The organism is Spirabiliibacterium falconis, from assembly GCF_014885015.1.
Lineage (GTDB): Bacteria > Pseudomonadota > Gammaproteobacteria > Enterobacterales > Pasteurellaceae > Spirabiliibacterium > Spirabiliibacterium falconis.
Map to the genome: position 1 here is coordinate 287,576 of NZ_JABMIJ010000006.1, position 19,221 is coordinate 306,796.

At 41.6% G+C, this 19,221-nt stretch carries 16 protein-coding genes; 11 read left to right on the top strand and 5 right to left on the bottom strand.

The annotated features are described in order from the left end of the window. The first annotated feature begins 16 nt into the window (after window positions 1–16). A complete protein-coding gene (gene betT, locus HPC40_RS04010) occupies window positions 17–2,041 on the top strand; it encodes a choline BCCT transporter BetT (RefSeq protein ID WP_208118194.1) in 2,025 nt (674 codons plus the stop codon). Between the two features lie 39 nt (window positions 2,042–2,080). Here betT and recN read toward each other — a convergent pair whose 3' ends face one another. Together recN and HPC40_RS04020 are read right to left on the bottom strand one after the other, a co-directional pair. Next, window positions 2,081–3,751, bottom strand: a complete 1,671-nt coding sequence (gene recN, locus HPC40_RS04015) for a DNA repair protein RecN (protein WP_208118195.1) — start codon at window positions 3,749–3,751, stop codon at window positions 2,081–2,083. An 80-nt stretch (window positions 3,752–3,831) separates the two neighbouring features. After that, on the bottom strand, window positions 3,832–4,740 hold the full coding sequence (locus HPC40_RS04020; RefSeq protein WP_208118196.1) for an NAD(+) kinase: 909 nt from the start codon (window positions 4,738–4,740) through the stop codon (window positions 3,832–3,834). 159 nt (window positions 4,741–4,899) lie between these two features. Here HPC40_RS04020 and grpE point away from each other — a divergent pair, with 159 nt between their 5' ends. The 3 genes from grpE (at window position 4,900) to HPC40_RS04035 (ending at window position 7,113) form a co-directional block, all read left to right on the top strand. Further along, a complete protein-coding gene (gene grpE, locus HPC40_RS04025; RefSeq protein ID WP_208118197.1) occupies window positions 4,900–5,502 on the top strand; it encodes a nucleotide exchange factor GrpE in 603 nt (200 codons plus the stop codon). Window positions 5,503–5,693: 191 nt separating this feature from the next. Continuing rightward, window positions 5,694–6,545, top strand: coding sequence for a protease HtpX (gene htpX / locus HPC40_RS04030; RefSeq protein ID WP_208118198.1), 852 nt, complete (start codon window positions 5,694–5,696; stop codon window positions 6,543–6,545). Window positions 6,546–6,576: 31 nt separating this feature from the next. Further along, a complete protein-coding gene (locus HPC40_RS04035; protein WP_208118199.1) occupies window positions 6,577–7,113 on the top strand; it encodes an elongation factor P hydroxylase in 537 nt (178 codons plus the stop codon). Between the two features lie 34 nt (window positions 7,114–7,147). Here HPC40_RS04035 and hutZ read toward each other — a convergent pair whose 3' ends face one another. Both hutZ and hutX read right to left on the bottom strand, forming a co-directional pair. Continuing rightward, window positions 7,148–7,672 carry a heme utilization protein HutZ gene (gene hutZ, locus HPC40_RS04040; RefSeq protein ID WP_208118200.1) on the bottom strand — a complete coding sequence of 175 codons (525 nt, stop codon included), beginning with the start codon at window positions 7,670–7,672 and terminating at the stop codon, window positions 7,148–7,150. 9 nt (window positions 7,673–7,681) lie between these two features. Beyond that, a complete protein-coding gene (hutX, locus tag HPC40_RS04045) occupies window positions 7,682–8,194 on the bottom strand; it encodes a heme utilization cystosolic carrier protein HutX (RefSeq protein WP_208118201.1) in 513 nt (170 codons plus the stop codon). 418 nt (window positions 8,195–8,612) lie between these two features. Here hutX and HPC40_RS04050 point away from each other — a divergent pair, with 418 nt between their 5' ends. From HPC40_RS04050 to HPC40_RS04080, 7 genes are read left to right on the top strand one after another with little or no spacing between them, the layout of a single operon-like run. Next, a complete protein-coding gene (locus tag HPC40_RS04050; protein WP_208118202.1) occupies window positions 8,613–9,449 on the top strand; it encodes a ChaN family lipoprotein in 837 nt (278 codons plus the stop codon). Then, window positions 9,446–11,497 (top strand): prolyl oligopeptidase family serine peptidase, encoded by a 2,052-nt coding sequence (locus HPC40_RS04055; RefSeq protein ID WP_208118203.1) that lies wholly within the window; start codon window positions 9,446–9,448, stop codon window positions 11,495–11,497. The genes HPC40_RS04050 and HPC40_RS04055 overlap by 4 nt, the downstream gene beginning before the upstream one ends. A gap of 22 nt (window positions 11,498–11,519) precedes the next feature. Then, window positions 11,520–13,775, top strand: coding sequence for a TonB-dependent receptor domain-containing protein (locus HPC40_RS04060; protein ID WP_208118204.1), 2,256 nt, complete (start codon window positions 11,520–11,522; stop codon window positions 13,773–13,775). A gap of 27 nt (window positions 13,776–13,802) precedes the next feature. Next, window positions 13,803–15,017, top strand: a complete 1,215-nt coding sequence (locus tag HPC40_RS04065) for a transferrin-binding protein-like solute binding protein (RefSeq protein WP_208118205.1) — start codon at window positions 13,803–13,805, stop codon at window positions 15,015–15,017. Between the two features lie 40 nt (window positions 15,018–15,057). Further along, on the top strand, window positions 15,058–15,903 hold the full coding sequence (locus HPC40_RS04070; protein ID WP_208118206.1) for a heme/hemin ABC transporter substrate-binding protein: 846 nt from the start codon (window positions 15,058–15,060) through the stop codon (window positions 15,901–15,903). Beyond that, window positions 15,900–16,907: a FecCD family ABC transporter permease gene (locus tag HPC40_RS04075; RefSeq protein ID WP_208118207.1), complete on the top strand. Its 1,008-nt coding sequence runs from the start codon at window positions 15,900–15,902 to the stop codon at window positions 16,905–16,907. The genes HPC40_RS04070 and HPC40_RS04075 overlap by 4 nt, the downstream gene beginning before the upstream one ends. Then, window positions 16,907–17,653: an ATP-binding cassette domain-containing protein gene (locus HPC40_RS04080; RefSeq protein ID WP_208118208.1), complete on the top strand. Its 747-nt coding sequence runs from the start codon at window positions 16,907–16,909 to the stop codon at window positions 17,651–17,653. Before HPC40_RS04075 ends, HPC40_RS04080 begins: the two co-directional genes overlap by 1 nt. Window positions 17,654–17,697: 44 nt before the next feature. Here HPC40_RS04080 and HPC40_RS04085 read toward each other — a convergent pair whose 3' ends face one another. Beyond that, window positions 17,698–18,984, bottom strand: a complete 1,287-nt coding sequence (locus tag HPC40_RS04085) for a citrate synthase (protein ID WP_208118209.1) — start codon at window positions 18,982–18,984, stop codon at window positions 17,698–17,700. Window positions 18,985–19,221 lie beyond the last annotated feature (237 nt).

The window sequence follows — 19,221 nt, forward strand, 5'->3', positions numbered from 1 at the left end:
ACAAAAGGAAAATTGTATGCACAGTCAAATAAAGGCGACTGATGCTGACAATGCCCAATTGTCAGTGAATAAAATTGTATTTCTTGCATCTGCAATTTTATCAATTGCCCTCATTATTTTTACCATCATATTTCCCGAAACCAGCGGACAGCTACTGGATAATTCTCTTCGCTGGGTATCTGATTCATTCGGCTGGTATTACATGCTAGTCGTTGCTGCCTATACGATTTTTGCCCTCTTCGTTGGGGTATCACGCTATGGCGACATAAAATTGGGGCAAGATCACGATAAACCCGATTTTCCCTTTCTTGCCTGGGCGGCCATGTTATTCTCAGCTGGGATTGGGATTGATTTGCTGTTTTTTGGAGCCTCTGAGCCTCTCGCACACTATTTAACCCCGAATATGGGAGAAGGTGCCACCCCTGCCGCAGCACGCGCTGCTTTATCTCAAACATTTCTACACTGGGGACTACATGGTTGGGGCATTTATGCACTTATTGGTATGGCACTAGCCTACTTTTCTTATCGTCAAAATCTTCCTCTAGCTCTACGAAGCGCACTCGTTCCTGTATTTGGACAGAAACGCACTGACGGCTGGCTTGGCCATAGTGTCGATACATTTGGCGTGGTATGTACACTACTTGGAATCGCAACCTCGCTTGGAATTGGCGTATTACAAGCTAATGCCGGTCTGACTCATGTATTCGGTATTGAATCAAGTAAATTCGTACAATCGGCAATAATCATTGGTGTTACCGTTGTTGCAGGGCTTTCAGCAATGTCAGGCGTAGAACGAGGTGTACGCCGCCTTTCTGAAATTAATATGGGGGGAGCAACCATCTTGCTCATCGCTTTATTGGTGATGGGGCCAACTATTTTCTTACTCAACGCCTTCACAGAAAATATCGGCGATTATTTCCAGACAATTATTGCTAAAACCTTTGATGTATATGCCTATGAAGGTGAACAAGGCGCAGAATGGAAATCGTGGTGGACCGTATTTTTCTGGGCGTGGTGGGTCGCTTGGGCACCATTTGTAGGGCTTTTTATTGCACGAATTTCCCGTGGTCGTACCCTGCGTGAATTTGTTTTCGGCGTTATGTTCATTCCACTAGGCTTTATCTTTGCTTGGTTTTCAATTTTCGGTAACAGTGCCATTGATCTTGTAAGCCACGGTGCAACTGAGCTAGGAAAAATAGCACTTGATGATCCCGCAATGGGAATGTTTGCCTTATTCGATCACTATCCACTCGCCTCTTTATGGGCTACGATGGCTGTTATGATCGGCTTAATCTTCTTTGTAACCTCTGCTGACTCTGGCGCACTCGTACTTGCTAATTTAAGTTCTAAAAATCTTGCATCAGGTGCAGATGCTCCTATTTGGTTACGCTTATTTTGGGCAACAGCAACAGGATTGATCACACTTGGATTACTATTTGCAGGTGGATTTAGCTCATTACAAGCCGTATCTGTTGTCGCTGGTCTGCCATTTTCTATCGTGTTATTAATTTATATGGCGTCAATGTGGATCAGTTTAAGCCGAGAAAGCAAAAAGCGTAAAGCCAGTAATGTCGATATGGCTCCTGTATTACAAGGTGGACGCACTTGGCGTGAACGCTTAGCGCGCATCGTGCATTTTCCAAGCAAAAAAACCGTGCTTGCCTTTATGAGTCAAAGCATCGAGCCTGCAATGCAAGAAGTATCACAAGAGCTTAAATCAAAAGGGATTTTATCACGCATTGAACATCGTCAAGATGGTTCTGAGTTGATCTTTTATGTCGTGCATGGCGACGACTCACCAGAAACCGAAGAAGACTTTATTTATGAAGTGCGGTTGATCAAGGCTATTAAACCTGTACTCGCATTGGGTCAAGCTGGAAATATCACGAATTCACGTGAAGAACACTATTATCGAGCCGAGGTGTTCTTACGTGAAGGCAGCCAAGAATATGATTTAGTTGGTTACACAAAAGAGCAAATTATTACGGATATGCTCAACCAATACGAACGTCATATGCAATTCTTACACCTTGACCACTAAAAATAAAACGGCTCAATTGAGCCGTTTTTCTATTCTCATCTAACTTGCTAACTGCAATAATTCTTTCGCATTTGCCAATGTTGTTTTTGTTACCGCACTTCCACCAAGTAACTTCGATAACGCATAAACACGCTGTTCATTATCAAGTGCGGTCATTTCTGTGATGGTTTTCCCATTATGTGTATATTTTTCCACACTAAAATGGTTATCTCCAAACGCAGCCACTTGTGGCAAATGCGTAACACACAATACCTGACATTTTTGTCCTAGTTCATGTAATAATTTACCCACTACGGTAGCCGTTGCACCACTAATACCTGTATCAATTTCATCAAAAATTAACGTTGGAATCGCATATTTATCTGCGGTTAGTGCTTGTAACGCTAATGCAATGCGTGATAATTCCCCGCCAGATGCAACTTTTGCCAATGGTTGCATACTTTGCCCTAAATTGGCTTGTAGCATAAATGTCACTTCATTGCCACCTAATGCACTCAAATTTGGTGTGTCGATTATTTCGATGCCAAAATGCGCATTTTCCATCGCCAATAAATGCAATTGCTGATTAATTTTTTCACTTAATGCATGAGCTCCCTGACTACGTGCTTGCGACAGTTTTCGTGCACACTGCTGCATCATTTTTTCACACTGTGCTACCGCACTTTGCAATGTAGCTTCACTCTCGTTGATGTCGGATAATTGTGCTAATGTATCTTTTAATGCTATATGCTGAGCTACCAACTCTTGCGGTTTGATATAATGTTTTTTTGCTAATTGAATATATGATGCTAAACGCTGCTCAACTTCAGCCAGTAATTGCGGATCCTGCTCTATACCTGAGCTTAACGAGCTTAATTCACTACTCGCTTCTTGGACTTGGATTAACGCATCATCTAAATAACGTTGTAATCCCACATATTGTTGGCTAATTTGTGCTAATTCTTCACAATATTGCCCCGCTCTGTACAACATAGACTCAATATTACTTGCCCCTTCACTTAGCAAATTCAGTGCTGATTGTGCCAATTCCGTCATATTTTCGCTATTTGCCAAACAGCTTTGTTGCTCTTCAAGAGCGTCAAATTCTCCTTCTTGAGGAGCAAAGTCATCAAGTTCACTGACTTGATATTCCAGTAATTGTCTTTGTGCAGCTTTGCTTGCCATATCCTGTTGAAAGTCATGCAGTGCTTTTTTAGCCGCCTTCCATTGTTGATATGCTGTTGTCATTGCTGATAATAATTCATGATTATGACAAAATGTATCTAATAAACTGAGCTGATATTCACTTTTTAGTAAGCGTTGAGTGCTGTGCTGTCCATTAATTTGAATCAGATATTGGCTCAATTCTCGCAGTTGTGCCACAGGTACAGGGCAATTATTAATGAAGGCTTTAGAGCGGCCATCTGTACGTAACACGCGCCGTAGCGTGCATTGTGTGGGGGCATCTTCATCAATCAATTCATGCTGCTCCAACCATGCTATCGCTTGAGTATTTTCACCAATGAGAAACGTTGCTCGCACATCACTTCGCTCTTGTCCATGACGAATCATTGAGCTGTCACATCGCTCGCCTAAACACAGACCAAGTGCATCAATAGCGATGGATTTACCCGCCCCAGTTTCACCTGTGATCACACTCATACCGCACTTTAAGCTAAGCTCCAGTGTTTCAACGATTGCAAACTGATTAATGCTTAAATGAATTAACATAACAACACCAAACTGGTTATTTATACAATAAAACACAGTATAGACTGTTTTTTTATACAGTAAAGTGTTTTTTGCTACATTTAGAATAATTTTTTGAGCCAGCCAAGTTTGGAGCTTAATACATTAAAATAGTTATAATCATTAAGATGCACTAAACGCAAGGTATCAGCACTTTTTCGCACAATAATTTTATCATCAGGGGAAAAGAGGGCGGTAACTTGGCTATCACAACTTATTTCCAACTGGCGTTCCGTATATTGAGCAAAACGTAACGAAATTTCACTATTACCGTCGATGACCAAAGGGCGTGATGAAAGGGTGTGCGGAAACATTGGTACGAGTGCAATAGCATTTAATTGTGGTGTTAATATTGGCCCACCTGCTGATAATGAATAGGCTGTTGAGCCCGTTGGAGTTGAGATAATTAACCCATCAGAACGCTGAGAAAACGCAAATTTGTTATCAATATAGACTTGAAAATCAATCATATGGGCAATTTTCGCAGGGTGAATAACCACTTCATTCACCGCATTATTGATGGGAATCAGTGCCCCCTCACGCTCAATAATAGCCTCTAGCAAAAAACGTTCTTCAATGAAATATTCGCCCCCTTCCAGCAAGGCATGGAGCTGAGAATAGGCATTTTTAGGATCAATATCGGTCAAAAAACCAAGGTGCCCACGATTAATGCCAATGACAGCAATATCATAGCGAGCTAAAATTCGTGCACGCCCTAACATATTACCATCACCGCCGATCACAATCGCCAGATCTGCTTGTTCGCCTATACGCTCAATACTCGCAACATCATCGTCACTAATCGCTAGCCCTTTGGCGATCGTGTCTTCAACTAAAACGCGATAGCCACGCTCTTGCAACCAATGATAAATGTTAATATGCATTTGTAATGCGTTATGATTGCGTGGACGACCGACCAATGCGATAGTCTTAAAATGGTGTTTTGACTGAAAATCTGCTGTCTGTTGCATATTTTTTCTTTACAGGTAAAAATCACTGTGCCTTGAAACCGCACTTTTTGCCACTATATTAACAAAAAGCATTTAGAATAACAGCATAAATCCGTTCTGCCCTTACGCATAGCCATTTTTTTGGGTAGAATAAGCACATTTAATGAAACGGAGAACACTATGTCAGAGCAAGAAAAACAAACTGAAACGTTGCAAGAAGAAACACAACAGGCTGAAAACACCACCGAACTTAATGAGGAAAGTGCGGTTTCAGAAAATGAACCTGATGCACTCGAAGAGGCCATTGCCCGTGTGCAAGAGCTAGAAGATGCATTACAAGCACAACAAGATGATGTTAAAAAACAATTACAAGATCTGCAATTACGCAATCAAGCGGAATTGCAAAATGTGCGTCGTCGTGCTGAGCAAGATGTGGAAAAAGCCCACAACTTCGCCCTTGAAAAATTTGCAAAAGAATTATTAGAGGTCATTGATAATCTTGAGCGTGCAATAACGTCAAAACCTGAGAATATTGATGAAACAAGCAAACCTATGTTTGATGGGGTTGAATTGACATATAAATCGTTGATCTCAACGGTAAATAAATTTGGTATTACAGCGGTCGGTGATGTTGGCGAAGCCTTCAATCCAGACTTACACCAAGCCATTGCGATGAACCCAACCGAAGGCTTTTCTAGCAATCAAATCACCCAAGTATTACAAAAAGGGTATTTGCTCAATGGACGTGTTATTCGCCCCGCGATGGTAATGGTAGCCGCTTAGTCATTTCTTAATATACTGCACCCAAACTGGGTGCAGCCTTTTCTATCTTATTCACTCGCCCTAGACCGCACTTTGTTTTTCTCTGCGTAAAATTATTGTAAAAAAGACAAATTTTCACCACATTAGGCTTGAAAATAACATTTTTATAACTATTAATAAGAGAGCTAAATCACATTAAGGAGTAACCAATTATGATGAGAATTGTACTGTTTTTATTGACCAATATGGCAGTATTGTTCGTATTTAACATTATCTTAAGTTTGACGGGCATTCAGGCGCAAGATGCAACAGGCTTGTTGATTTTTGCAGCACTGTTCGGGTTTTCAGGCTCATTAATTTCTCTCTTTTTATCCAAAACGATGGCACTACGAGCTGTGGGCGGCGAAGTGATTACACAGCCACGAAATGAAACAGAGCGTTGGCTACTCAACACTGTAGCACAACAAACCCAAAAAGCCGGCATTCCAATGCCTGAGGTGGCCATTTATCACTCAAGTGATGTGAATGCGTTCGCAACAGGTGCGTCGAAAAAAAATTCATTGGTCGCCGTCAGTACAGGGCTTTTAAATAATATGACGCGTGATGAAGCTGAGGCGGTACTCGCTCACGAAGTCAGCCACATTGCCAATGGTGATATGGTGACAATGACCTTATTACAGGGAGTGCTCAATACATTTGTGATTTTTGTATCTCGAATGATTGCCAAAGTTGTTGCGAGCAATCGTGATGGCGAAACCAGCTCAGGCATGTATTTTATGGTGGCAATGGTGCTTGAAATTGTCTTTGGTTTTCTTGCGAGCATCATTGCGATGTGGTTTTCTCGTTATCGTGAATTCCATGCCGACGCTGGCTCTGCACAATTGGTAGGCAAGCAAAAAATGATCGCAGCATTGCGTCGTTTGCAAAGCCTACATGAGCCAGAACAGCTCGAAGGTGAACTCGCTGCATTTGCGATTAACGGCAAGCGTACAGGTTCACTCGCTGCGCTATTTATGAGCCACCCACCACTTGAAAAACGCATTCAAGCATTAGAAAAACTTTAATAAGGAAGGGGCATTTGCCCCTTTTAGCGTTATGACACACGATTACAACGATTTAATTACCCTTTTCAACCGCACTTTTTATGCCCAATACAACACCAAATTAGTCAAAGGTGGAGATGAACCTATTTATCTCCCCGCAGATGAAAACCGCACATTTAATGGTATCTATTTTGCTCATGGCTATTTTAGTAGCGCATTACATGAAATTGCGCACTGGCTTGTTGCTGGACGCAAACGTTGGGGATTGGTTGATTTTGGTTACTGGTATGAAGCAGACGGGCGTAGTGAAGCACAACAGCGTCTTTTTGAACAAGTAGAAGTCAAACCACAAGCACTTGAATGGATTCTCTCTGTTGCGGCAAAACACCGTTTTTATGCCAGCAGTGATAATCTCAACGGCACCACAGGCGACACACGCCCTTTCAAACAAGCCGTTTATAATCAAGTATGCTATTACGCTCAGCACGGTCTTCCCAAGCGTGCAGCCATGTTACACCAAGCACTGTGTGAATTTTATGGTACAGAAAATCGTATTAATTTAGCGTTATTTGATATTGATAAGATCTAAAAAGGCAACCGCAGTTGCCTTTTTCTTTTCATATTTATGCTGTTTCTCGAGCCAAATGTCCTTGATCTAGATGCACTGTACCAACCAAGTCATTCGGATCAACTTGGAAGGCTTGTCCAAACCCTTTCACAAACAAGCCTTTTTCAGGCACAAGGTTAAACAAGGTAAAATCTTGCATCTTCATCAAATGTTCCATTACCTCACCGTGACGCTCACGCAGTGATTGTGTGCCACTTTTCCATTCATCGCTGTTATAAGGCACAATTTCAACTGCGGCATCAAACGATAAGCGACGACGAGCAAAAATCTGACGAGATTTCTCTTCATCTTCAATCAGCATTAATGACACACGCGGATTCTGTTTTAAATTACGCGCATGACGTGCAATATCCGAAATAAAGACATAATAGCCCCGATCATTTAAGGCAAATGGTGCATAACTCACATTAGGTTGCCCATTTTCATCCACCGTTGCCAACATAATGGTCAGACAATTCTCTTTTAATTCTTGAATTTCGGGGCCGATTTTATTTTGTAAACGAGTTTGACGATCTTCCATTATTCATCCTTAATTAGTTGTTTTTGATAAAATTTGTTTGAATTTAGCCACTTGTTCTGGAATAAGTTCACGCTGTTCATTACGTCCTAGATAAATTTTAAACATCACTTGACCGCACTTTGTGATAAACGCAAATGCATAACTTTCTTTGCCACGAAACGGTTTACTAACTAAGGCAATTTTATCCACATTACTTAATTTTAAATGCCCATACAACGCACCAACAGGCTCACCACCGTGCATATTTAAATTGTAATAGCCATAACCTGAACACCCTAGAGGAAAGGGCTGTTTAACCTCAAAGATTGAACCCTCTTTCTCAATAATGGTGACCAACTTTCCCCATTGGCTTAATTCATGCAGCAATTCTTCACACTGCACGCCCGAGATGACATGCACCCATTGGGCTGGCAATGCGCAAATAATATCACCTTCGGGCTTATCTAACCGCTTGGCTAAATCCAGCGTATTGAGCTGAGGCTCGTCAGCTAATATGTTCGCAACTTCATTTGCTAAATCCATTTATTCTCCTTAGAAAACCGCACTTTAACCAAAGGCAGACAGCTAAAGTGCGGTATATTTGCAATCGCAGTTAATACCGAGCAATCATGACATTATTTGAATGCTTACAAAACCAAAAATAAGAATTATTATCATTATAATTAAAATGTCGCTATATGCAATATTTATAACAATCTATAAACACATCTATGACGATTTAATAACCACAAAGTGGTTTATCTCATTGTTATAAAAAGTATTTTTAATAAACTTTATATTTTGCAACCATTTACCCCCTTATTACCTATCCACTTGATTTTATAGATGAAAAATAAAAATAATTGATTCATATGCCGCAAAAAAAGAAAAAACTTGACTAGAAAGCATTGATCAAATAATAATTATTATCATTATTTTTCTCAATTAATGGACTGCCATCATGAAATGGATTTCACTCGCATTCATCAGTTTTGTTACTGTGTTGTTAAGTAGCTGTGCTCATAAACACGAGATTTATTTACATGAAAAAACTGTTTTTGACACCGCACAACAACGCTACATCACCGTTGAGGCTATGTTACAACAATTGCAGCAACGCGATTTGGTATTACTCGGTGAAGTGCATGACAATCCTAAACACCATCTTGCGGAACTCTTTCTTGTAAAACAATTACAAACTCAGCCAAAAGGCTTGCATTCTGTGATGTTAGAAATGCTCACAACCGAACAAAATGCGAAACTGCTCGCTGCACAAGTTATGATCCAACGAGAACATATAACAGACGCTCAAGACATTGCAACGCTAATACAATGGAATCCAAAATGGAATTGGCGATTGTACCACACTTTAGTCTCGTTTATTGCTCGCTCACGCACACATCTCATCGGGGCGAATCTCACGCAAGATGAAATCAATACGATTATGCAGGGGGCATATCCGCTCAATGGGCAACAATCTACCCAAGATAGCGTTAAAGCACAGCTGGCTGATATTATTACCCAGACACACGGTAAACTTGATAACAGCACGCTCGCCGCATTGGTCAGTGTGCAACAGTTTAAAGATCGCCGTATGGCACAAACCTTGGTGGAAAATACTGATCCAAAAACAGGCATTGGGCTATTAATTGCGGGGCGTTTTCATGTGAGTAAATTCATGGGCGTGCCTTTACACCTCAATGACTATGGCAAACACAACTATGCCGTTGTGATGATGAGTGATTCCCATACGGCAATGGATTCGCGTGAAGCTGATTTCATTTGGGAGATCAAATGAAATTCGTGATAGCTAGCTTGACCGCACTTTTATCGTTATCTGTGCTGGCCGCACCTGCTCCACAACTTGAGCCAAAGCAGGGCTATTTATCTACACCGCAGGGGAACGTCCAAGATGATTATTTATGGTTGGAAATGCCCCAACATCAGCACACCTTAAACAAGATCGTTGCACAAGAAAACCGTGCGACACAAGCCTATTTGGCAGATCAAACCGCATTGAAAAACCAACTTCGGCAAGAAATGTTAGCTCGCCTTAACCAGCAAAGTGCGGTACAAATATGGCGTGATGGGCATTATCGTTATCGCAAAACTGTCGAGCAACGCTACCCTCTCTATCAACGCACCAAACTCGCAACCCATGCGTGGGAAACCGTTGTGGACGGGCGTACACGTTCGGCTTATTCAAACTATTATCAATTACTGCCTCCCATCATCAGCCCTGATAATACATCGGTCATCATTGCCGAAGATACACAAGGGCGAGAGCTATACACCCTTTCATTGGGTCAGATTGGCACACAAATTTTTACGCCTGAGCTTGAAAATACCACGGGTGAAGTTGTATGGAGTAAGGATAATCAGCAACTTTATTATTTGCAAAAAGATCCCCATTCAGGGCGCATTCGTGGATTATATCACCACACAATAGGAACACCGCAGCAAACGGATCGCCTTATCTATGCCGAACCTGATCCGCGCTTTTATCTGAGTTTGTCTCAGTCTAGCTCCCAACGTTATTTATTATTGGATATTGCTGGACAATCGCAATCTGAAACCTATGTGCTCGATCTCGATGCACCGAAAGCGAGCTTGCAACGGGTTAAACCTCGCACGAAAGGGGTTGAATACTATCTTGATCACAGCAATGATGGCTTTTATCTACGCACCAATCTCAATGCACCGCACTTTGCGTTATTTTATACCCCAACGCTGCAACAACCTTGGCAGCCACTCTACCACCCAGATGATGAGGAATCACTGGAGAGTTTTACGATTTTACATGATTGGGTTATTGTAAAAGTGCGGTCAAACGGCATTGGACTTTACCGTTATTGGCAAAAAACTATGCCACAACAACGCACAGAAATTACCTTTCCAGATCCTAATTACTTAGCTTGGCCGCAATATGGCGAAAACACGCAAGATGGCATTATTGATTTTACCTATACGGCAATGGGCACGCCAAAAACGCATTTACGCTATGATTTACGCAAAAAACAGTGGTTAGATGATACCCAAGCCCTCGCTGGCGATTATCACACCGATTACATTGAGATTACAACACGCGATGGTGTGCGAGTGCCTGTATCATTAATTTATAAAAAAGGCTTACTAAAACAACACGATACACCGCTATTACTCACTGCTTACGGTGCATACGGATTTAGCTTTGAGCCGACCTATGGCACAGCGTATCACAGCCTGCTGGATCGCGGTTTTATCTACGCTATTGCACACATTCGAGGTGGTGGCGAGTTAGGCATAAAGTGGCACCAGCAAGGCAAAAAACGTCATAAAATTAATAGTATTAATGACACAGTTGATGTTGCCAATGCCTTAGCAAAGCGATTTAACACAACGCATCTTTATGCCTTAGGCGAAAGTGCGGGTGCATTAGCCATTGCGGGTGCAATTAATCAAGCCCCAACACGTTTTAAAGCAGTAGTGCTACAAGTGCCTTTTCTTGATGTCGTTGGCGCACTGGCACATGCTCAAGACGGCACAAATGCACAAGAAAGTGAAGAGTGGGGTTCATTGTCTGATCAAACTGATTTTAAGCATATTCTCAGCTATTCACCATATCAAAATATTACCAAACAACCCTACCCTGCACTCTATCTCATTGCGGCATTGCAAGATAAGCGGGTGCCGTTTGTTGATAGCCTCAAATATGCGGCAAAAGTGCGTGCATTAAGCACGAGTGATGCCCCTGTATTAGTTCATATTGAAAAAGACAGTGGGCACAGTAGCGGGCAGGGGCGATATGGTCGGATTGAGCGTAATCTTGATGCGTATTCTTTTTTATTAAAGCAAGAACAACAATAGTACACAACCTTAAGGAGATCTTATGCAACTGAATAAAATTGTAAGTGCGGTTATTTTCACCTGCCTAACAGGCTATACCTTGTCTGCCATGGCAGAAACGGTAACCGCACTTGATACCATTGAAGTGGTCGCAGATAAAAAAACAACCGAGCAACAACGCTATACACGCGCAGGTGCAGTCAGTACCATTGGTGCAACGGATAAAAAAATGCAATCGCTCGACAGCACCATTCGCTCCTTACCTGGTACCTATACCAACATTAACCCAACTCAAGGCACAGTGAGTGTCAATATTCGCGGAATGACGGGCTTTGGGCGTGTCAATACGATGGTTGATGGTGTTCCTCAAACATTTTATGGTACATCGTCCAATTCAGGCAGCAAATACCACGCTGGTAATGATGGTGAAGGTTATGGTCCTAGTAGCCAATATGGTGTTATGATCGATCCAAACTTCATCGTGGCGGCAACCGTTGAGCGTGGTTTTAGTACCGATGGCGCGCACAACATCAATGCATTAAATGGTAGTGCAAACTTCCGTACATTAGATGTGGATGATATTGTTTTCAGTGGTAATCGTCTTGGCGCATTAGCGAAATTTAATGTCGGCAATAATGGCGTTGGACGTGGCGGAATGCTGGCATTAGGTGGCAAAACATTATTAGAAAATAATGGTCATATTGGGGCATTAGCCGCATATAGTGGCAACTCTAGCAAAGCAAACTACAAATCAGGTGCTGGCACTTTTTCAAGTGATAATGACTATGTTAAACGCTTAGATCAACGCCCTCGTTCATGGCTGGCAAAAGTAGAATGGAAAGCCAATGACGATCATTTTATTAAATTCAGTAACAACGGCTATCGCAATAATGTTGGCGGGCGTGACACTGAGCACGATAGTTATCAATTAGATTATCGCTATACCCCAACATCGCCATGGGTTGATGTCAAATTACTTGCTGCATATAGTCAAAATCAACAAATTTACAATGATGATGCCAATATTTGGCAAATTGCTGATGCCAAAACAAAAAATAAATCGAATTATCTCGATCTCAGCAATAAAATGGCATTTGATTGGCTAAATACCCAAAACTCGCTTATTTTAGGTGTAAATTATCTCACAAATCAATATATTAAAAACGGTACAGGCGTCAACGAAGATAACTATAATTACACGCCTTTTGCACCATCTGGTAAGCAAAAAATGCATAGCCTCTATGCAACATTGCAATCCAATTGGCAGCGTTTCACCTTAGACAGTAATTTAACCTATACCCAAGCAGAAACAACTGGGTATAAACCCGCTTGTGAGGAAATTGAGTGTTTCCCACAAGGCGGGGCAAGCATGAAGCTTACTCAAAAAATACTGAAACCTTCTGTGATGTTATCTTGGCAAGCATCTGATTGGTTTGCACCTTATATTAGTTATGCCTACACCTCTCGTATGCCGAACTTAAATGAAATTTTCTTCAATCACCAAAGCGGTGGTTCAATGAATCCATTTTTAAAACCCGAACGCGGACATACATTCCAAATTGGCTTTAATACACATAAAGACAATGTATTTGTTAAAGATGATTTTCTCGGATTAAAAGTTACCGCATTCCAATCCAATGTCCGTGACTTTATTTACAACCAAAGTTTTTATGTGACAACCGGTGGCTCAAAAGTGACATCACTTAATAATCCAAATGTTGTCTCCCATACACAAATTTATATGAATTCACTCAATACCATTAAACAACGTGGTATTGAACTTGATTTCAATTACGACGCTGGCTTTGCCTTTGCTCGTTTAGATTTAAGTCTGATTAAGTCAAATGAGCCTATTGATGTCAACTCAACTGTCAGTACAGGGTTTGGTACTGTTGGGGTCACACAACTGCCAACCAGCTATGGCTCACTTGAGTTGGGTGGTCGCTTGCTTGACCGCACTTTAACACTGGGGTCTATTTTCAAATACACGGGTAAAAATCAACGTCTTAAACCTAATGGGCTTACCGTTGATTATGCAGAAGGAAATGACACACTAACTCAAGAAATGCCAAAAGTCCCAATTATTGTTGATGTTTATGCGAACTATCAGATTAATAAACATATTTTATTAAAAGCCTCTGTGCAAAATCTCATGAACAAAAATTACGTTGATGCACTCAATAGCCTAAATTCGACCGCCTCGCAATACAGTGTGGATAGTAATGAAAATGACGTATTTTCATTTACCAACTCAGCACGTGGCAGAACATTCTATTTGGGTGCAGAAGTACGTTTTTAACCCTTAAACAAAGAGGAGACAATATCCATGCAAACCATCACAAAAACAACTCTCGCAGCAACATTACTTGCCGCACTGACGGCTTGTTCATCAAACAGTACATCGTATGAATTGGATCAACCACGCAATTCGACGACAGCGAGTGAAACTAATCCACATCAAGCACAAGAAGGGGCTTCAAATAGCACACCAGATAAAACAGATGAGGCTACTGAGGCTACTGAACCCGCTAAGCCAGATAATTCTACCAAACCAGATGATTCTGCTCAGCCTACAACACCTGATGCCTCGGATACTGTAACACAGCCAAAAGAACCTAAACAGCCTGTTGAACCTACACAACCTGCAGAAACCGAGCCAAAACCTGATGTGGTTAATGGATTGGAGGATCGCACGATTACTATTCCTGATAAACCTTATCTAGGTGGAGATGAATATAATCCCAATATACAAAATGGCGTAGCTAGCTATTATAGTGCTGGTGGTGCTCATGCAATGAGTAAACCTGGTACGAATAACGCTGTTCAGCTTCAACTCAAAGATGTTTTGACTGACGCTGATAAAAAAGCGTTGCAAAATGCAAAAATTGATCCAAATGAACGACACGTTTTAGAAGTTAAAGATAAAGACGGCACATTACTAGGTAGATTTCAATTTGTTAATCAATCCTATTCTAGTTATGGCACGTTTGTTCCTGAAGATACGCAATATAACTACGGCGAAAAATATTCTTACGATAACTTAGCAATGTTCCTTGCTACCCCAACCACCGAAGCCCAATTTGCACAACAAAAAGGCACGGCAACCTACTCAGGGCATACGCTCGGTTATGTTGATGGTCCAAAAGGCGAAACACCAACACAAGGTTATATGGGTGATGTGAGCTTAAACGTGAACTTTGACACCAAAATGATCGACGGGAAAGTCACCGCACGTCAAGATGGCTTCACCAAATATAGCCCTAGTTTTACAGATGATAATAAGAATCCGACCGCTGAAGGCATTGAATTGACCAAGTCAGATCTAATCTTAGAAAAAACTGAAATTAAAGTCAGTAAAAATGGCACCATGAGCTTCGGAGAAGGTGCTTACAACAATGTAGCCGTCATAAAAAATAACGGAGAAAAAATTGGCTTTAATAAATACAGTGGAACCTTTGCTGGACCTAACGCCGACGAAATTGTGGGTCAAATTGGTGGCGGTGAAGAACGTATTGCCTTTGGTGCAAGCCGTGATAAATAACCAAAGTGCGGTCTAACCGCACTTTCTTCAAGGAGTTTTTATGAAATATAAGCTAACCGCACTTTTAGCTTGTGTGTTCTGTAGTGCGATCGCAGCCGCACAGCCCCAACGGATCGTGTCCGCAGGCTTTGGAATTACACAACTGGTTAATGAACTGGGTGCTGGCAATGAACTGGTTGCGGTAGACTCCACCAGCAAGGCATTTGCACGCGATCGCAATTTGCCCGTGTTAGGCTACCAACGCAAACTCAGTGCAGAGGGCATTATCGCCCTAAAACCCAGTATTGTGATTGGGAGTGAAGAAATGGGGCCTGAAAGTGTATTATCCCAATTAAAACACGTCGGCATTGAGGTGTTAGTGCTGTCAAGTGAGCAGCATAATCTTCACGATTTAGAACAACATATTGCTACGCTGGGCAAAACATTAGACAAACAAGAACAAAGTGCGGTTCTACTCAAACAACTTACACAACAAAACGCTGAGCTAGCAGCACATAAACAACATAATCAAAGTGCGGTTTTTCTCTTTTTAGGTGAAAAAGGGGCGCTGTTTGCAGGTGGCGACAAGACAACCGCCAATGGGATGTTTGAGTTAATTGGGCTGAAAAACAGTGCGGACGGGAAATCCAGCTATTATCCTTATGGGATTGAAACATTAATTAGCCTTCAACCGAAAGTAGTGCTTATTTCTGAACGAAGCCTTGCGCAAGATTTAGACAGCATTTTACAGAAATACCCGTTTTTAAAGCAGCTTTCGGCTGCACAAAAACAGTGCATTTTTACCGTTAATGGGCAAGCATTACTCGGTGGATTTAATTTAAGCTCATTAGAGGAAAGCGTTCGCTTACAGCGCGCTATTGCGAATAATTCTGCGTGTCAAGAATGAAACTGATTTCACCGTTTATTTTTGGGGCTATCACCCTATCATTATTATTGGGATTGAGTTTGCTATCTCTGAGTACAGGGGCAGTAAAACTTGAGCTTGAACACATTATCACCGCACTTTTTGGGCAAGGCGACAACGCCACGGTGTTTATTTTGCAGCAATTACGTCTGCCACGCACCTTAACAGCCCTCTCTATCGGGGCTATTTTGGGCTGCTGTGGTGCGGTGTTACAAGGATTATTTCGCAATCCCTTAGCTGACCCTGGTATTATTGGGGTTAGTGCTGGTGCAGCACTCGGTGCGGGCATTGCGATTGTATTATTGCCCGCGTCCTTGTTCGGTTTACAATTAGGCATCACCTCAATTTTTGCCTTTCTGGGCAGCTTGCTAATTACCCTATTCGTCTATCGCCTAGGTAAAACGCAATATGGCTCACAAATGACATTAATGTTACTCGGCGGCATAGCCATTGGTTCGATTGCCTTTGCACTGCTCGGCTTACTGCAATATGTTGCTGATGACCGTGCGCTGCGTGATTTAACCACATGGCAACTAGGCTCTCTCGCACAAAGTCATTATTGGCATGTTATAGTTACCTTTATTGCGTTAATCATCGTGTTACTCCGTTTTAAACAACTGGCATATGCCCTTAATGCGTTGTTATTAGGTGATATTGAAGCCCAACATTTAGGCATTAATATTGAGCGTGTCAAACGCCAATGTATATTTTTGACCGCACTTGCTATCGGCATTGCGGTGGCGGTGGCGGGCATTATCGGCTTTGTCGGCTTAGTTGTGCCGCATATCTGCCGCACATTACTTGGTGCAAATCATAAAATATTAATTCCAGCCAGCAGCGTTATGGGGGCCGTGCTATTACTGTTTGCAGACATCCTCGCACGCGCCATTGCACCGCCAGCGGAAGTGCCTATTGGCATCATTACAGCCTTAATTGGTGCGCCATTTTTTATTGCTTTATTGCTGAAATTAAAAGGGAAAATGTGATGTTATCGCTCAATCAAGTTTCTGTTACTATTGGCAATAAATGCTTATTACAATCACTCAGTTTTTCGGTAACTCAGCCATGCTGTATTGGCATTATTGGTGCAAACGGTGCTGGAAAATCAACCCTATTAAAAACCATTGGGCAGAATATCGCTTATCAAGGCAATATTTTGTGGAATGATCACGCCTTAAAGCACCTCAATGAACATCAACGTGCCACACAGATGGCATTTATGCCGCAACATAGCCAAATGGCATTTGCCCTAAGTGTTAAAGATATTGTGGAAATGGGGGTAATGATGCACCACGGTTTGAAAAACCCAAGTGCGGTTATCGATCGCGTGCTCGCACAATTTGATATTACCCACCTTAAAGATCAAAACTATCTGCATCTATCTGGTGGCGAAAAACAGCGTGTGCATGCCGCACGTGTATGGGCACAAATTCAAGCAACCGAACAGCCCAAATTAGTGCTGTTAGATGAGCCAACAAGTGCGCTAGATTTAAAACACCAACACCATTTTTTACATTGTACACAAGCACTTGCACGCCAGCATATTGTGCTAATTGTGCTACATGATCTCAATTTAGTCAGCCGCTATTGTGATCAATTACTGTTGCTTAAACACGGTATGCTCTGTGGTTTTGGTGCAACTGACACCTTAATGAATGCAGATACTATTCACACATTATACGACTATAAGGCTGAGGTGTTTGAACATAATAATCGTATCCATATCAGCTAAAAAAACCGCACTTTTAACGTGCGGTTTGTGAAAGTGCGGTTAAGTTAAGATTTATCCATCGGGGTGAACTCACGTTTTGCATGTCCTACATACACCTGACGTGGGCGCACAATACGAATAGCACCATCGTTATACATCTCTTTCCAATGGGCAATCCACCCAACTGTACGCGCTAATGCAAACATTACGGTAAACATAGACACAGGAATGCCAATCGCTTTTAAGATAATGCCCGAATAGAAATCCACATTAGGATAGAGTTTGTGATCTTTGAAATAAGGATCGCTCAGTGCAATACGCTCCAGCTCCATTGCCACGTCTAACAGTGGATTTTGCACATTCAATTCTTTAAGCACTTCATGACACGTTTTGCGCATCACTTTTGCACGTGGATCATAGTTTTTATATACACGATGCCCAAAGCCCATTAGACGGAACGGATCATTTTTATCTTTCGCTTTAGCAATATATTCTGGAATGCGATCAACAGTTCCAATCTCTTCTAGCATATTAATGCAGGCTTCATTTGCGCCACCGTGCGCTGGTCCCCAAAGTGAGGCAATTCCTGCCGCAATACATGCAAACGGATTTGCCCCTGATGAGGCAGCGGTTCGCACCGTTGATGTGGACGCATTTTGTTCATGATCAGCGTGTAGAATAAAGATACGATCCATCGCTTTTTCAAGTACAGGATTGACCACATATGGCTCACACGGCGTAGCAAACATCATATACAAGAAATTGCCTGAAAATGACAGATGACGTTGCGGATACATAAATGGCTGACCAATCGAATATTTATAGCACATTGCGGCAAGTGTTGGCATTTTGGCAAGTAAACGATAAGCGGTTAATTCACGATGATAAGGATTGGTTACATCGGTCGAATCGTGATAGAACGCTGCCAACGCACCACTGACCCCACACATAATCGCCATTGGGTGAGAGTCTCGACGGAAACCATGGAAAAAACGTGAAATTTGCTCATGCACCAATTCATGTTTTTTGACTCGATTGCTAAATGTGATGTACTGCTCTTTGGTTGGTCGCTCACCAAACAATAATAAATAAGATACCTCAAGATAGTCAGCGTGCTCTGCAAGCTCTTCGATAGGATAGCCACGATGCAATAACATCCCCTGTTCGCCATCAATATAAGTGATTTGTGACTTACACGATGCTGTAGACATAAAACCAGGATCAAAGGTAAATAGTTGATTTTTAACCAATGGTTGCACATCAACGGCATCATAACCTAACGTTCCTTGCTCTACATTCAACTCGAATTGACGTCCATCACTAATTGACAGGGTTGCTTTGAGTTCTGACATACTTACTCCTTTGTTATTGTTCTGTTAATTGCCAAGTGCCATTTTCAACCGCACTTTAGCCTTCATTAACTGATGATTTGATAACCATACTCACAATTTAGCCCTTTATGATTAAAAATTAAAGTCTGAATTACGGTTATTTGTTACTTTTTTGTAAAAAATTCTAGTTACGTCACATTATAAAAAAAATTTTTAGGTATAATTTCACCATTCATCACAACTTGCGTTATATTTTAA

What these genes read in the sequence shown, in the direction of transcription:
- HPC40_RS04035 (WP_208118199.1), top strand. Translation starts at nt 6,577, where the DNA reads ATGACACACGATTACAACGATTTAATTACCCTTTTCAACCGCACTTTT.
- hutZ (WP_208118200.1), bottom strand. Translation starts at nt 7,672, where the DNA reads ATGGAAGATCGTCAAACTCGTTTACAAAATAAAATCGGCCCCGAAATT.
- htpX (WP_208118198.1), top strand. Translation starts at nt 5,694, where the DNA reads ATGATGAGAATTGTACTGTTTTTATTGACCAATATGGCAGTATTGTTC.
- HPC40_RS04070 (WP_208118206.1), top strand. Translation starts at nt 15,058, where the DNA reads ATGAAATATAAGCTAACCGCACTTTTAGCTTGTGTGTTCTGTAGTGCG.
- HPC40_RS04055 (WP_208118203.1), top strand. Translation starts at nt 9,446, where the DNA reads ATGAAATTCGTGATAGCTAGCTTGACCGCACTTTTATCGTTATCTGTG.
- HPC40_RS04085 (WP_208118209.1), bottom strand. Translation starts at nt 18,984, where the DNA reads ATGTCAGAACTCAAAGCAACCCTGTCAATTAGTGATGGACGTCAATTC.
- HPC40_RS04060 (WP_208118204.1), top strand. Translation starts at nt 11,520, where the DNA reads ATGCAACTGAATAAAATTGTAAGTGCGGTTATTTTCACCTGCCTAACA.
- HPC40_RS04050 (WP_208118202.1), top strand. Translation starts at nt 8,613, where the DNA reads ATGAAATGGATTTCACTCGCATTCATCAGTTTTGTTACTGTGTTGTTA.
- betT (WP_208118194.1), top strand. Translation starts at nt 17, where the DNA reads ATGCACAGTCAAATAAAGGCGACTGATGCTGACAATGCCCAATTGTCA.
- HPC40_RS04065 (WP_208118205.1), top strand. Translation starts at nt 13,803, where the DNA reads ATGCAAACCATCACAAAAACAACTCTCGCAGCAACATTACTTGCCGCA.
- HPC40_RS04080 (WP_208118208.1), top strand. Translation starts at nt 16,907, where the DNA reads ATGTTATCGCTCAATCAAGTTTCTGTTACTATTGGCAATAAATGCTTA.
- recN (WP_208118195.1), bottom strand. Translation starts at nt 3,751, where the DNA reads ATGTTAATTCATTTAAGCATTAATCAGTTTGCAATCGTTGAAACACTG.
- hutX (WP_208118201.1), bottom strand. Translation starts at nt 8,194, where the DNA reads ATGGATTTAGCAAATGAAGTTGCGAACATATTAGCTGACGAGCCTCAG.
- HPC40_RS04020 (WP_208118196.1), bottom strand. Translation starts at nt 4,740, where the DNA reads ATGCAACAGACAGCAGATTTTCAGTCAAAACACCATTTTAAGACTATC.
- grpE (WP_208118197.1), top strand. Translation starts at nt 4,900, where the DNA reads ATGTCAGAGCAAGAAAAACAAACTGAAACGTTGCAAGAAGAAACACAA.
- HPC40_RS04075 (WP_208118207.1), top strand. Translation starts at nt 15,900, where the DNA reads ATGAAACTGATTTCACCGTTTATTTTTGGGGCTATCACCCTATCATTA.